This is a genomic window from Streptomyces albofaciens JCM 4342 (genome assembly GCF_008634025.1).
GTDB classification, from domain to species: Bacteria; Actinomycetota; Actinomycetes; order Streptomycetales; family Streptomycetaceae; genus Streptomyces; species Streptomyces albofaciens.
In genome coordinates this window covers 201,363-216,733 of record NZ_PDCM01000002.1, presented here as the reverse complement: position 1 = coordinate 216,733, position 15,371 = coordinate 201,363, and the positions used below count along the sequence as shown (strand labels likewise).

Annotated in this window: 9 protein-coding genes; 3 read left to right on the top strand and 6 right to left on the bottom strand. The window is 71.3% G+C overall.

The genetic code is table 11. The features are described from left to right. The first annotated feature begins 329 nt into the window (after window positions 1-329). Window positions 330-1,406: an alpha/beta fold hydrolase gene (locus CP973_RS21925; RefSeq protein WP_150244130.1), complete on the top strand. Its 1,077-nt coding sequence runs from the start codon at window positions 330-332 to the stop codon at window positions 1,404-1,406. A 118-nt stretch (window positions 1,407-1,524) separates the two neighbouring features. Continuing rightward, window positions 1,525-1,719, top strand: coding sequence for a hypothetical protein (locus CP973_RS21920; protein WP_150244128.1), 195 nt, complete (start codon window positions 1,525-1,527; stop codon window positions 1,717-1,719). 29 nt (window positions 1,720-1,748) lie between these two features. On the opposite strand, the gene CP973_RS21915 is transcribed toward CP973_RS21920, so the two are convergent. The 6 genes from CP973_RS21915 to CP973_RS21885 all read right to left on the bottom strand — a co-directional run bounded on the left by CP973_RS21915 (window position 1,749) and on the right by CP973_RS21885 (window position 13,530). Continuing rightward, a complete protein-coding gene (locus tag CP973_RS21915) occupies window positions 1,749-2,273 on the bottom strand; it encodes a hypothetical protein (protein ID WP_150244126.1) in 525 nt (174 codons plus the stop codon). A gap of 151 nt (window positions 2,274-2,424) precedes the next feature. Continuing rightward, entirely contained in the window at window positions 2,425-3,360 is a 936-nt protein-coding gene (locus CP973_RS21910) for an alpha/beta fold hydrolase (RefSeq protein ID WP_150244124.1), read from the bottom strand. Window positions 3,361-3,450: 90 nt separating this feature from the next. Further along, entirely contained in the window at window positions 3,451-5,958 is a 2,508-nt protein-coding gene (locus CP973_RS21905; RefSeq protein WP_150244122.1) for a SpoIIE family protein phosphatase, read from the bottom strand. Window positions 5,959-6,026: 68 nt separating this feature from the next. Then, the gene (locus tag CP973_RS21900; protein WP_150244120.1) at window positions 6,027-10,325 is read right to left on the bottom strand and encodes a HAMP domain-containing protein; all 4,299 of its coding nucleotides are present in this window, start codon (window positions 10,323-10,325) and stop codon (window positions 6,027-6,029) included. Between the two features lie 406 nt (window positions 10,326-10,731). Beyond that, the gene (locus CP973_RS21895) at window positions 10,732-11,370 is read right to left on the bottom strand and encodes an SRPBCC family protein (protein WP_150244118.1); all 639 of its coding nucleotides are present in this window, start codon (window positions 11,368-11,370) and stop codon (window positions 10,732-10,734) included. 516 nt (window positions 11,371-11,886) lie between these two features. Further along, a complete protein-coding gene (locus CP973_RS21885; protein ID WP_150244116.1) occupies window positions 11,887-13,530 on the bottom strand; it encodes a carboxylesterase/lipase family protein in 1,644 nt (547 codons plus the stop codon). A 234-nt stretch (window positions 13,531-13,764) separates the two neighbouring features. Between CP973_RS21885 and CP973_RS21880 the strand changes: the two genes are divergently transcribed. Continuing rightward, complete coding sequence (locus CP973_RS21880; RefSeq protein WP_150244114.1) at window positions 13,765-15,345, top strand: PLL family lectin; 1,581 nt, start codon at window positions 13,765-13,767, stop codon at window positions 15,343-15,345. The last annotated feature ends 26 nt before the right edge of the window (window positions 15,346-15,371 follow it).

Here is a 15,371-nt window from a genome sequence, read left to right as displayed (position 1 = left end):
CGGGGCGTCGGTGGGTGTGTGAGTGCACGTCAGACGGGGTGTGCGGCGTCGATCCTCGGGAGGTGGCGCGGGTGATGCTCCTGGCGTCCGGGTCGGGTGTGCGTGGGTGGCTGGATTCGACCTCCGAACCGAACGCGCCCGTGCGGGGGAGAAGTTGGCGGGCGATCGTGTGCGTCACCGCCTTGACCGGTGACGCAAAGCCTGCAAAAGTCATGGCGTACCCGGCACGCGATGACTTGGGCGAGCCCGCCATCCGTACCCCCGGCACCACTCCACTTCCGACTCGCCTGCGGACCACGGACGCGGACGGACAGCACACGGAGGCCCCGATGATCAACAGGCGCACCTTCGGCAAGGCCATTGCGCTGGGCGCCGGCGCGGCCGCCGTGTCGCTGACCGGCCCGCAGGCGGCACCCGCGGCCGCCGCTCCTCGGCCGGGCCCGAGCGCTGCACGCCGTACGAGCGCTTCCGCCCTCCCCGACATCGCCCCCGGTACGCACGCGTCCTTCGACCGGATGCGGCACGTCACCGCGGGCCTGCTCAACGTCGGTTACGCGGAGGCGGGCCCCGCGGACGGCCCGGTGGTCATCTGTCTGCACGGCTGGCCCTACGACATCCACAGCTTCGTCGACGTCGCCCCCTTGCTGGCGTCACATGGCTACCGGGTGATCGTGCCGTACCTGCGCGGTCACGGCACGACCCGCTTCCGCTCCGCCGCCACGTTCCGCAACGCCCAGCAGTCCGCGGTCGCCCTGGACCTCGTCGCCCTGATGGACGCCCTGGGAATCCACCGGGCCGTACTGGCCGGCTTCGACTGGGGTACCCGGACGGCCGATGTCGTCGCCGCCCTGTGGCCCGAGCGCGTCAAGGCGCTGGTGTCGGTGAGCGGATACCTGATCACCGACGTCGCGGCACAGCGGGAACCGCTGCCCGCGCAGGCCGAACACACCTGGTGGTACCAGTACTACTTCGCCACCGAGCGCGGTCGGCGCGCCATGGAGAACGAGGACAAGCGCCGTGAACTGTGCCGCCTGGTCTGGGAAACCGTCTCGCCGACGTGGGACTTCGACGACGCCACCTTCGCGCGCACCGCCAAAGCCTTCGAGAACCCCGACTACGCCGACATCGTGATTCACAACTACCGCTGGCGGCTGGGCCTGGCCGGGGGCGAACGCCGTTACGACCGCTACGAGAAGCGGCTGGCCCACCGGCCGGTGATCACCGTGCCGACCATCACCCTGGACCCCGAACGCGACCCGTTCACCGCGCCCGGCAACGGCTCCTCGTACCGCGACCGCTTCACCGGCGCGTACGAACACCGCACCCTGCTCGGCATCGGCCACAACCTGCCGCAGGAAGCCCCCACCGCCTTCGCCCAGGCGGTGGTGGACGTGGATCACTTCTGATCGATCCCGGCCCGTGGCCACCCCTGGCCGTCGCCGATCACTCCTCACTTCCTTTGATTTCCCGTAATCACCCGTGATTGCCCCTAACTGCCCCTGACTGAAATCCCGGAGGCCGACAGTGCAGCACATCGACAACACGCCGGACGGCGCGGCGGCGGCCCGGCAAGCGAAGTTCGGCAAGCTGCCCGAGCGCATCCCGTACGAGGACATGGTCACGGAGAAGGCCGCAACGGAAAACCGCGCACAGAACACGTACAACCCCGAGGGGGCGTGGAACCACTTCTCCTGCCTGGCGCTGGACCTCGGCCTGTAGGGAGCACGTGAATATCCGGCGCCTCACGACTACGGGGCGGTACTCGGCCGGTCTTTCGCCAACATGCGGGGAATCTCGGTCCGGGCCCAGTGCGAGACGGTGCCGAGCCTGGCGACGGCCGCTTCGACGTGGCCCTCGGCCGTGGGCAGTTCCGTCTCGCAGTCGAAGCCTTCGAGCCCGGTGATGTCCTCCACCATGGCCGCGAGGCGATACGCCTCCGCGACGATCTGCCGCGCCGCCTCGCCGACATGGTGGTGAGCGAATTCGATGTCGGCCGACTCGCCGTCGTAGTCGAGCTGAATGCGGCCGAAGGGCCCGTTGCGTTCCAGGGTCAGGTTGTGCGGGTACTCCTCGACGGATACGGGACCGATCTCTGTGCCCACCCGGCGCACGATCTCCTCCCAATCGGCGCGTCGGCCCGGCGTGAGGTTCATGGGTTCCCGCTCGGCCTCCGCATCACCGTCCCAGCCCTCCCAGGCCGCGGCCCGGTGATCGAGCGTTTCCGAGAGGGTACGGCCCGGGAGCCGGCGGAAGAAGGTGATCCCGTAAGGCATTGACGTAGCGTACCGGCAGCCGGGCGCCGGCCATTGCCCCGGAATGGGTGTACCGCGTACTGCCTGCTGAAGTCGGCCGCCGAGATGGCGAATGAGGTATTCCAGATCCAGACACGAAGGCCCCCGGCCCTGCCGCGTAACAGTCGGTGTATCACGTCACCGAACGCTTGCTGGTCGCTATCAGCCGGATTTCCTCGGCTATCAGGTCCGGGTCGGTGAGCGGTACGTAATGCCCGGACCGGGGAGCGATGACGTGTTTGCCGTGTGTGGTTCTGGCCGCGCGATGGGCATGGGAGTTGTTGGCGGCGCGGCGGGTGGCCTTGTTCATGCCGTTGCCGGGGAGGGCGCCGGAGATGAGGGTGACGGGGATGTCGCCCAGTTCGGGCGGGGCGCCGCGGAACGCGGAGAGTTCGTCGAGGAAGGTGCGGGCCTGGGCGCGCTGGGTTTTGATCAGGCCGGTGGTGAATCCGTCGTGCTTCATGTCGCGGCGCGCGTCCTCGGGCAGCGGTGCGGCCGTCCAGCGGTAGGCGAGGCCGAGCAGCCGTAGGCGGGCCAGCAGGAGTTTGACCGCGATGGACGTCCGCTCGGCCCGCCGGAACAGGGGGCTGAACAGCAGGTCCGCGCTCTCGTCGGTCGGGTCGACCAGTACCAGGCCGCGGATCCGGTCCGGGCGGCCGGCCGCGGCGAGGCGTACCAGCGGGCCGCCCGCGCTGTGCCCGACGAGGACGTACGGGCCGGGGCCGAAGTGGTCGAGCAGGTCCTGGAGGTCGTCCGCCATGCGGCGCATCGTGCGGGAGGCGGGATCGGCGGGGCTCCGGCCGAGTCCGGCGCGGTCGTAGACGATGGCGCGTGTCCAGGTGCCCACCGTGGGCTGTACCAGGGCCCAGGATGAACGGGTGGCGGCGGCGCCCGCCTCGAACACGACGGTCGGGATGGCGGGTCCGGTCTCCGTGTGGGCATCGGCTCCGGTGTGCGTTCCGCCGCGCGGACCCGGCAGGACCATGGCGTGCAGCTTGCGCCCGTCGCGGGTGGGGACCCACTCCGTACGTCCCTGAATGTGTGTCACGGCGTCTGTGGTTGCGGTCATGTGCTGTCCGTCTCCCCGTCGTGTGGTCAGCCTGCCGACCGTCGGCCCTGGATGGTTAGGTTAGCCTGACCTCGCTGGCGAATCGGCTCGTCACACGACCTGAATGCCCACCAGGCACGTGTCGTCGTCCGTGTCCGACTTGCTGTGCGTCAGCAGTTGATCGAGCCGGTGTTCCAGCGTGGACGCGGGGGACTGCGCGGTGGCGAGCAACTGGGTCAGGGAGTCGTGGATGGCGGTGTCGCGGCGCTCGACCAGGCCGTCCGTGTACATCAGGAGGGTGTCGTCCGCCTCCAGTTGCAGTTCGGCCTCCTCGTAGGCCGCCTGCGCGACGGCTCCCAGCAGCAGGCCGCCCACCAGGGGCAGCCTGGCCGCTTCACGGCCGCGCACCAGGACCGGTGGCAGATGGCCGGCCCTGGCCCAGCGCAGGGTGCGGGTGCCGGGGTCGTACAGGCCGCAGACGGCCGTGGCGGTGACCTGCTCGGTCAGGTGGTGCGCCACGATGTTCAGCCAGGACAGCAGCTGGGCCGGGCCGGCTCCGGTGATGGCGAGGCCGCGCAGCGCGTTGCGCAGGACCACCATGCCGGTGGCCGCCTCGATGCCGTGGCCCGCGATGTCGCCCACGCAGAGCAGGACGCGTCCGGACGGCAGGACCACCGCGTCGTACCAGTCGCCGCCCACCAGGGACTCGGTCTCCGCGGGCCGGTAGCGTACGGCGATCTGCAGGCCGGGCGCGGCGATCGGGCCCCGGGTCGGCGGCATGATGGCCTGCTGGAGCTGCAGCGCGAGACGGTTGCGCTCGGCCGACTCCTGCTCGGTGTGGGCGAGCCGGTCGCGGGTGGCGGCGAGCGCCACCTCGGTCCAGTGCTGGGCGGAGATGTCCTGGTAGGCACCCCGTACCGCGAGCAGGCTGCCTTCGGCGTCGTGCACCGGCTCCGCGATCACCCGGATGTGCCGGGTGACGCCGTCGGGGCGCCGGAGCCGGAAGGCGGCCGAGGCGGAGCGCTGGTGGTGCAGCACGGCGCGCAGGAAGCGGCCGATGGCTATGCCGTCGTCCGGGTGCGCGTGGGCGGCCAGGTCGCGCAGTGGAACGGGGGTGCCGTTGGGCGGCCGTCCGTACAGGGCGAAGAGCTGCCCGTTCCAGGTGATCTCGTCCGTCAGCAGGTTCTCCTCGAAGCCGCCGATGCGGCCGAGGCGCTGGGCGTGCTGGAGCAGACTGGCGAGGCGGGCGGTCTCGTCCTCGATGCGCCAGATGAGCAGCACACTGTCCCCGTGGCGGCTGACGCTGATGTCGGCGACGGCGGCGAGCGGCACCTGGTCCACCAGGGCGGTCAGGGTCATCCGCTGGGCGCGGAAGGGCTCTCCGGTGGCGTAGACGCGCAGGACCTTGTCGAAGAGCTCGCTCTCGTCGGCGGCCATCGGGTAGGCCTCCAGGAGCAGGGCACCGTTGACGGAGCTGCGGGGGCGGCCCGCCGGGTCCATGAAGCGGCCGTTGGCGTGGTGGATGCGGAAGTCGGTCAGCTCGCCGTCGGGCCCGAGGTGGGGGGTGAGGACGAGGGCGGGGTCGTAGAGGCCGTCCGCCAGGTCCACCAGTTCGGCCACCGCGGGGACGCCCTGGGCGGGCGCGGGGCCGTGCCCGTACGAGGTGGGGGTGGCTTCGAGGGCGTGGGCGCACAGTTCGGCCAGGGCCTCGATCTGGCGCATGATCACGGGTGGCTGCGGGGGGAGCGGCTGCTGCCAGCAGATCTCCAGCACACCGTGGATACGGCCGCCGGTGCCGGCGGGGAGCGCCACGCGGCCGCCGTGCGGATGGTGGGTACGGCCGATCGAGGGCATGCCCGTCCCGGACAGGGAGACGAACCGTACGGTGTCACGTTCGGCCAGCGCCTGGCGGGCGACGGTGACCACACCGGGAGGCACGTACCGCCAGCGCACCGCCTCTTCGGCGGGGAACCCCGCATGACCGGCCAGGGTGAGGGACGTGTCCGATCCCGCGGTCCAGATGGCGACGGCCGTGGCACCCAGGGGCGCCAGCGCGTGCTGCAGGAGCGAGTCGGCCACGGCCTGCGCGTCACCGGCGGCCAGGGCGGCGCTCTCGGCCGTACGCAGGCGCACTCCGACGGCCGCGTCCGTCGTGGCGGCCGCGTCCGTCCCGGCAGGGTCGGTACGGGTGCGCCGCAGGAAGTCACCGGCGATCTCCGCCACCCGGTCGCGCGCCGCCTGGTTGATGATGTCCACGGCCAGTTCCAGCTGGGAGACCGCGGCCTTTTCCGCGAGTTCGGCCAGCTGCCGGGTCGCCTGGGCCGGTCCGCACCGCAGGCGTTCGACCATGATGCCCTTGGCGAGTTCGATCAGAGCCCGCCCGTCGGCTGCCGCATGCGCTGCCTGGACCTCGCTGCGCAGGCGCTCGACCGTGGCGGCGAGCCGGCCGACGGCGGACGCCCGGTCCGGCCGGTCGCCCGAGGGGCCGGGGTCCCGCGCCGGGCCTGCCGGTGCGGACGGGCCGCCTCCCGCTACGGACGGTTCCCGGCCCGGCCCGCCCTCGGACGCCGGCGGCCCGTCGTCCCCGGACGGGGCTCCGACGTGCTCGGAAGAGCTCATGATCGTGTCGATTCCTCGCTGCGGTGAATGCGTCTCGTGAGCGGGGCCCGGACGTGCCCGGCCGCTCCTCAAGCGGTCAGCCACCGGCGGACGCAGGCGATCAGGTCGTCGGTGTCCACCGGCTTGGTGACGTAGTCACTGGCCCCGGAGGCGAGGCTCTTCTCCCGGTCGCCGGGCATGGCCTTGGCCGTGACCGCGATGATGGGCAGCCCGGCGTGTTCCGGCATCCGCCGGATCTCCGCGGTGGCGGTGTAACCGTCCATCTCGGGCATCATCACGTCCATCAGGATGAGGTCGATGTCCGGGTGCTCGGCGAGCGCCTGGATCCCCTCACGGCCGTTCTCCGCGTGCCGTACGTGGATGCCGTGCAGCTCCAGGATGCCGCTGAGCGCGTACAGGTTGCGGGCGTCGTCGTCCACGACCAGGACGGTGCGGCCGCTGAGGCTGTCGTCGACGGGCCGCGGGGCCTGGGGCTCCTCCGGGCGCACCAGCGGCAGCACGTCACCGGGCTGCTCGGCGGACAGGTGCAGGGCGATGCGTTCGCGCAGCTCGTCCAGGCTGGAGAGGACCTCCAGCGGCTGGGTACGGGCACGTGCCTGGAGGGCGCGCTCCTGTTCCGCCTCCAGGCGCCTGCTGTTGTGCGCGAGGACGGCGACGGTGCGGACGGCGGCGTCGCCGTCCATCGCCTCCAGGAACCGCAGGGCTTCGCCGCCCGTCATGTCCAGGTCCAGGACCACGCAGTGGAAGGGTTCCGCGGCCAGCGCGCCCGCGGCCTCCTGGGCACCGGCCGCGGAGATCACCTCGATGGGTTCCGGACGGTCGCCCAGGTCCTGGCCGCCCCCGGCCAGCTCGGCGACCGCGCTCTCGGCCACGTGGGACAGCAGCCCGCGGGGACGCTCCTCGATCACCAGCAGCCGGCGCGGCGGCGCGGGCGCGGCGACGGGGGAGTGCGGTGGGCTGACGTGCTCCGTACCCCGCTCGCCCGGCGGTGCCTCGACGGCGACCGGGCCGCCGGCCTGTTCCTGGAAGTCGGCGCGGGCCACGGGCAGGTACAGCGTGAAGGCGCTGCCCTGTCCCGGCGTGCTCTCGGCCGTCACCGCGCCGCCCAGGAGGTGGGCGATCTCGCGGCTGATGGACAGGCCGAGGCCGGTGCCCCCGTACTTGCGGCTGGTGGTGCCGTCCGCCTGCTGGAACGCCCCGAAGATCACCGCGAGCTGCTGCTCGGCGATGCCGATACCGGTGTCCTTGACCCGGAAGGCGACGACGGGGCCGCCGCGGCGGACCGTGTCGGGCAGTTCGCTGTCGGCGGCCGGCTCGATGCGCAGCTCGACGCTGCCCTCCTCGGTGAACTTGACCGCGTTGGACAGGAGATTGCGCAGGATCTGACGCAGCCGTGCGTCGTCGGTCAGCAGGTCCACCGGGACACCGGGCGCGGCGCTGATCGTGAAGTCGAGGCTCTTCTGGGTGGTCATCGGCCGGAACGTCGCCTCGACGTAGTCCAGGAGCTGCCGCAGCGCCACCCGCTCCGGGTTGATGTCCATCTTCCCCGCCTCGACCTTCGACAGGTCGAGGATGTCGTTGATGAGCTGGAGCAGGTCCGAGCCGGCGGAGTGGATGATGCCCGCGTACTCGACCTGCTTGGGCGTGAGGTTGCGCGTCGGGTTCTGCGCGAGCAGCTGCGCCAGGATGAGCAAGCTGTTGAGCGGGGTGCGCAGTTCGTGGCTCATGTTGGCCAGGAACTCCGACTTGTACTTCGACGCCAGGGCCAGCTGCCGTGCCCGGTCCTCCAGCTCCTGCCGGGCCTGCTCGATCTCCAGGTTCTTGGTCTCGATGTCGCGGTTCTGGGAGGCGAGCAGTTCGGCCTTCTCCTCCAGCTCCTCGTTGGAGCGCTGGAGTTCCTCCTGCTGCCGCGTCAGCTCCCCGGAGCGGGCCTGCAGCTCCCCGGCCAGGCGCTGCGACTCCTTCAGCAGCTCGTCGGTACGCGCGTTCGCGACGATGGTGTTGACGTTGACGCCCACCATCTCCATGAGCTGTTCGAGGAAGTCCCGGTGCACGGGGGTGAAGGAGGTGAAGGACGCCAGCTCGATGATGCCGAGGACCTGGTCCTCCACGATGATCGGCAGCACGATCAGGCTGCCCGGCGCCGTCCGGCCCAGGCCGCTGGAGATGCTGATGTAGTCGCCCGGCACGCCGTCCGCGACGATCGTACGGCGGCTGCGCGCGGCCTGGCCGACCAGGGACTCGCCCAGCTCGAACCGGTCGGGCGCCGTGCTGCCGGGGGGACGGCCGTACGCGCCGACGAGGCTCAGTACGGTGCCGCGCTCGGTCTCCTCGGCCAGGTAGAAGGCGCCGTACTGGGCCGAGACGAGCGGCGTCAGCTCGTCCATGACCAGCTCGGCGACGACCGCGAGGTCACGGTGGCCCTGCATCAGCCCGGAGATACGGGCCAGGTTGCTCTTGAGCCAGTCCTGCTCCTGGTTGGCCCGGGTGGTCTCGCGCAGGGACCGCACCATGGAGTTGATGTTGTCCTTGAGCTCCGCGACCTCGCCGGACGCGTCCACCGTGATGGACCGGGTGAGATCGCCCTCGGCGACCGCGCTGGTCACCCCGGCGATGGCCCGTACCTGCCGGGTGAGGTTGCCGGCCAGCTCGTTGACGTTCTCGGTCAGCCGCTTCCAGGTACCCGAGACGCCCTCGACCTCCGCCTGCCCGCCGAGCCGCCCCTCGCTGCCGACCTCGCGGGCCACCCGGGTCACCTCGGAGGCGAACGAGGAGAGCTGGTCGACCATGGTGTTGATGGTGGTCTTGAGCTCCAGGATCTCGCCCCGGGCGTCGACGTCGATCTTCTTCGACAGATCGCCGTTGGCTACCGCGGTGGTGACCTGGGCGATATTGCGCACCTGACCGGTCAGGTTGTTGGCCATCGAGTTGACGTTGTCGGTCAGGTCCTTCCATGTACCGGCCACGTTCGGTACGTGGGCCTGGCCGCCGAGCATGCCCTCGGTGCCGACCTCGCGGGCCACCCGGGTGACCTCGTCGGCGAACGCGGAGAGCGTGTCGACCATCGTGTTGATCACACCGGCGAGCGCGGCCACCTCGCCCTTCGCCTCGACCGTGATCTTCTGCGAGAGGTCGCCCTTGGCGACCGCGGCGGCCACCTGGGCGATGGAACGCACCTGGCCGGTCAGGTTGGACGCCATCACGTTGACGTTGTCGGTCAGGTCCTTCCAGGTGCCCGACACGCCCCGCACGGTGGCCTGACCGCCGAGATTGCCCTCGGTGCCGACCTCGCGGGCGACGCGGGTGACCTCGTCGGCGAAGGCGGAGAGCTGGTCCACCATCGTGTTGATGGTGTTCTTCAGCTCCAGGATCTCACCGCGGGCGTCCACCGTGATCTTCTGCGACAGATCGCCCTGCGCCACCGAGGTGGCGACCGCCGCGATGGAGCGCACCTGCGAGGTCAGGTTCCCGGCCATGAAGTTGACGGAGTCGGTCAGGTCGCGCCAGGTTCCGCCTACTCCGGGCACCTGGGCCTGTCCGCCCAGCCGCCCCTCGGTGCCGACTTCGCGGGCGACGCGGGTGACTTCGTCGGCGAAGGCGGAGAGCTGGTCCACCATCGTGTTCACCGTGGTCTTGAGCTCCAGGATCTCGCCCCGGGCATCCACGGTGATCTTCTGCGACAGGTCGCCCTTGGCGACCGCGGTGGTGACCTGCGCGATATTGCGTACCTGGGACGTGAGGTTGCCGGCCATGAAGTTGACGGAGTCGGTCAGGTCGCGCCAGGTTCCGCCTACTCCGGGCACCTGGGCCTGTCCGCCCAGCCGCCCTTCGCTGCCGACTTCGCGGGCGACGCGGGTGACCTCGTCGGCGAAGGCGGACAGCTGGTCCACCATCGTGTTCACCGTGTTCTTCAGCTCCAGGATCTCGCCCTGGGCATCGACATCGATCTTCTGCGAGAGATCGCCCTTCGCGACGGCGGTGGCCACCTGCGCGATGTCGCGCACCTGGGAGGTGAGGTTGCCGGCCATGGCGTTCACCGAGTCGGTCAGATCCGCCCAGGTGCCCGAGACGCCCGGCACCTGCGCCTGCCCGCCGAGCCGGCCCTCGCTGCCGACCTCGCGGGCCACCCGGGTCACTTCCGAGGTGAACAGGGACAGCTGGTCGACCATGCCGTTGAAGACGGTCGCGATCTCGCCGAGCAGCCCGTCGGCGTCGCCCGGCAGACGCGTCCCGAAATTCCCGTCACGTACGGCCGTGAGCCCCGCGAGCAACTGCCGCAGCTCCGGCTCCCCGACTTTCACCTCGGTGCGCGGCGTCCTCGTGCGCGACACCGGACGCGCCTTTTCGCCCGCCGTTCCAGCAGCCATGACCCACCCTCGTTCCCCTGAACAGACTGCCAGCGCAAGGCGCGGCGGCGCTATGGTTTCCGCCGCCGGAGGCACACACACCCGTGTCCCGGGCCGGCCCCTCATGACCTTGCCGTACGGCAAATTCGTGAAAGGTTACCCCGAGGCGTCACCGGAAGAAATGATGATCCTCACTTGGGGTAGTTCCGTCTGGTGTGTCGGGGCCGTCGGCGGTCTCTCGCGGCGAGTGGGGGACGGAGCGCCGTACGGCAATTCCTGCAACCGGCAGCGGCCGAGGCTTGGTTGAACACCGAAGCAGCGGACGCCTGATGCGGCATCGGCTGAAGGGCGCGGCGGGGAAGTGCGCCGCGCCCTCGATATCTCTGACCGCCGCTGTGGCCGTCGTGGCCGCCGAAGGCGTCGTGAATCAGTGCGTCCGGCCGTGGGCGCAGGCCTCGGCGGCGGCCTTGAGTTCGCTCAGCCATTGTTCGAGGCCCCTGCGGAGGATTTCCGTGGCGAGGGGGACATTGGATTCGACCTGGGCGCCGCGGTGGGTCTCTTCGGTGCTCACGCGGACGCCGCCGTCGACCTTGGTGAAGTTCCACACGTGGACGCCCCTGTCGATGCGCAGTCCGTCACCGATCGCGGGACCGGTCCAGCGGATGCAGGAGTTGCGCTTGAGCTGCTCGACGGTCGACGTGATCTCCAGCGTGGTGGCGGGAGTGGTGGGAGTGGCGGGCGCCGGAGTCGCCCAGCGGAAGGCCGAGCCCTGTCGCAGGGGGCCGTGGTCGAGGCGTTCCGCGGTTTCGACAGGGGACTGCCAGGACGGCCAGCGCTCCACGTCGGTCTGGAGCTTCCAAATGGTGCTCAGCGGCGCATGGATCACGGTCTCGGTCTTCTGCCGTATGCGGGCGTCGGGATCGACGCCCTTGCCGCGGCAGGTCAGGGACTCGGCGGGGTGACGGGGAGTGGCTCCGGCGGGTGCGGCGGCGGTGCCGAGGAGGCCGATGACGAGCGGGAGGGCGAGCAGGGCGGCGCGGGTGCTGGTGCTGCGAATGGCGGACATGGCGTTCTCCTTGGGGTGCTGGGTGCTGGGTGCTGGGTGCTGGGTGAGGCGGCGTGACGAACAGTCAGCGGGCGCGGGCGTGGCGGAGGTGCGTCGCGCGCTCCGGCGGAATAGCCGGATAGCGGGATGGCGAGATAGGGCATCTCGCTTGAGTTAGAAGCTATAACCAGCTGTGATGGGAGAGCAAGGGATGCAGGCCAGGAGGGGCGTCGCGCGCCCCAGGCTCCGGAACCGGTCCGGCGAGATCGTCGTATAAGAGATCCATGGGCGGGGAGCGAGGACCACGCGCTGGCGGCCGCACGGGAACGCGTCGGCGCCCGCATCCTCAGAACGGACCGCTGCCCCGTCCTCACCTCCGGCCGTACGGACGCCCGCGCCACCCACGGCTTCGGCACGTACCTGCAAGATCCGGCCCTGGCGTCCACCGCCGGAAACCTCCGCTGAGCAGGCACGCCCGGTCTCGCCGAGCACTTCGCGCGCTCGACGCGGCCCCGCCACTCCCCGTACCGCGCACCCTCACGGGAACCGGCGCCAGAAGTCGAGGGCGTGCTCACGGGCGTAGTCGACCGGGGCGATCCGGTCCGGTGCCAGCGACTGGGTGAACGGACGGTCGTCCGCGGACCGGTACGGGCGCCAGACCGGCAGACGGGACCCGTTGGGCGTACCGGTACGGGCGAAGGCGGCCCACTGGTCCGTCATGGTGTCCGACAGCCACCGCTGCGCCGCCGTGAAGCGCTTGCTCACCTCCGGCTCCTCGAACAGGTAGGGCGTGTCGCCCGCGTGGTAGGCGCCGAAGTCGAAGCGGCCCGGCAGCGGGAGGTACATGGGCGCGTTCCGGTCGGCGAACTCGTAGGCGTACGTCGGTACGTGCCGTGCGAGCGCCACGTGCTGCGCCTGGGTGCCCCGGGCCCACAGCCGGTCCGTGACGACGGCCGACCAGGCGATGGCCGGGGACGGGAACTGCGTCAGCGGGTACCGCGCGCGCACCGCGTCCGCCCGGCCGCCGAACGCCTTCGTGAGCGCCCGGCCGTAATCGTCGCCGGTGAACGGCTTGCCGACGGCGTCGTACAACATGCCCACGAACGTACGGTGTTCGTCGCGGGTCGCCCCCGAGAGCACCGGCACACGGTGGAATCGCCCCGCGCGCAAAGCCTTGGCCGGCAGCCGCGGCAGCGTCTCGTTGCCGTAGGCGAAGACCTGGAAGGCGTTCATGATGTACGGGACCTTCAGGATCCGCTTGACCGGCAGGGCGCGCAGACACCGCAGCGTCCGCGCCGGGTCGGGCGCCGTACAGCCCAGCGACGAGGTCATCTCCGCGCTGATGTCCTCGGTCTCCCGGGCCGTCCGCCAGACGAACCACGGGTAACCGGGCACGTCCGGGCCCATCGTCCCGGCCGGCAGGTCCATCATGCCCTCGCCGCTCGACAGGACGGCCCGGTGGAACAGGCCGCGCGCCCCGGGTGAGGTGAGATGCCCCGTGATGGCCGCGGCGCCGAACGAGGAGCCCGCCACGGTCACGTTCCCCGCGTCACCGCCGAACGCCGCCGCGTTGCGCCGCACCCAGCGCAACGCGGCCTGCTGGTCCTGGAGCCCGAAGGTCCCCGACCCTTTCAGGCCCGGGTGGGCGAAGCCGCCGAAGATCCCCAGCCGGTAGTTGACGGTGACGACCACGACGCCGCGGTCGGCGAGCCGGCGCGCGTCGAAGAAGCTGCCCGCGCCGACCGACCCGTCACCGTGGATCCACACCAGTACGGGGGCCGGGCGGTGCCGTACGGCCGCGGGCGCGGTGACGTTCAGGAACAGGCAGTCCTCCTCCTCGCTGGAGACCTGCGCGTACGGGGACGGCACCTGCGGGCACAGCGCGCCCGGCACGGTGGCGTCCCGCACCCCCTTCCACGGCCGCACCGGCCGCGGGGCCGCCCACCGGTAAGCGCCCTCGGGCGCCCCGGCATACGGAACGCCCTGAAAGATCCGGTGCCGCGCGGACCGTACGCCGCGCACCAGACCGGCGTCGGTCCGTACGGTCACCCGTTCCGCCGTCGCGCCGTCGTCACCCGGCCGTACCCCGGCGGGCACCGGCGAGGCGGCGGCGCCCGCACTCAGGAACGCCAGCGCCACCGTGGCGCCGGCCAGCTTCCTCCGCCCTCTCCGCATCCCCATGGCCTGTTCTCCTCTCACCGACGACACGGCAACGGCGGTGACGGCCATGCGGATACGTGCGCCCCAGCCGTCTTCCAGGCGGCCACCCTTCTGGGCTACGCATCGCACACGCATCGGGCCGAAACGCCGTTTCTCTCGAAGGCGCGCGATCGTTTCTGGCACCCGCCAGTTCGCAGCGCGCGCTTCAAGGACGGAGCCGCCTCACGAGGAGGCGGCCAGGCCGGGGGAGGCCCCATGGCACCGCCCACACCCGACTTCGGACCGCGCATCGACCCGTACGCGCCGTACGACCCGCAGCGCGACTGCGACCCCGCCGCCAAGCCCGGCGTGGCCGGCTTCCGCGACCTTGTTTTCGCCGCCTACCCGGGCACCCGGGACCTCGGCATCAGCCGGTCCTGCGGCAGCGGCGGCCAGAGCGAACACAAGGAAGGCCGGGCCTGGGACTGGGGCGTCGAGGTCAACGGCCAGGCCCACCTGGCGGACGACCTGATCAACTGGCTGCACGCCACCGACCGGCACGGCAACCCCCATGCGCCGGCCCGCCGCTTGGGCATCATGTACATGATCTGGAACCGCCGCATCTGGATGGCGAACCGCCCGGACGCCGGCTGGCAGCCCTACCGAGGCAGCAACCCGCACACCAACCACATCCACTTCAGCTTCTCCTGGCCCGGCGCCCGCAAGGAGACCACCTGGTGGACGGGCGCGGCCCCCAGGACCAACCCCCGGGTGAGCGTGGGGGTGCCGTCGGTGGTGGACACCGGTTCGGGGATGGTGGTCCTTGGTGTCGAGGCGTCCGGCGGGATCACGCATCGCTGGCAGAACGCGCCTGGTGGGGCGTGGTCGGCGTGGACGGGGCTGGGGCGTCCTGCGGGGGGCGCGGTGGGGCGGCCGTGGGCTTTGGTGGGCCGGTACGGCAAGTTGGCGGTGTTCGTTCGTGGTGACGACGGCGCGCTGTGGCATACCTGGCAGTCGGAGGCGGGGGAGTGGGCGCCCGAGTGGGTTTCGCTGGGTGGGCGGTTGGCCGGTGATCCGGCGGTGGTGCTGAGCCCGAATGGTGCGCTGTCCGTGTTCGCCCGGGGGCCGGAAGGCCGGGTGACGCATACGTGGCAGCGGGGGCCGGAGCAGGGGTACGCCTGGAATGACGGCTGGGCCGACATGGAAGGTTCGGTCGGGGGGCGGCCCGCGGTGGTCGTCGGTCGGGACGGCGGGATGGTGTTGTTCGCGCGCGGCACGGACGGCGGTCTTCATCATCGTTGGCAGACGGGTACGGGTGGGCCGTGGTCCGCCTGGACGCCGCTGCACGGACGGCTGGCCGGTGATCCGGCGGTCGTGCTGAGCCCGCACGGCGCGTTGTCGGTCTTCGGCAGGGATCCGGCGGGCCGGGTGACGCATACGTGGCAGCGCGGGCCCGAGCAGGGGTACGCCTGGAACGACACCTGGGTGGACATGGGAGGTTCGGTCCGGGGGCGGCCCGCGGTGGTCGTCGGTCGGGACGGCGGGATGGTGTTGTTCGGGCGCGGTACGGACGACGCCCTCCACCACCGCTGGCAGACCGGGACCGGTGGGCCGTGGTCGGTCTGGACGCCGCTCCACGGGCGTCTCACCCATGACCCGGCCGTGGTCCTCAACCCGCACGGCACTCTTTCCGTCTTCGGCCGCGGGCCGGACGGCCGTGTCACCCACACCTGGCAGCGCGGCCCCGAGCAGGGTTACGCGTGGCACGACACCTGGGCCGACATGGAGGGCAACCTGACCGGCGACCCGCCCGAGGCCGGGATCACCACACCAGCCACCTCCCCGGCGCCGGCCTGACCGCCGGCACCGCCGGACGGCCGCCC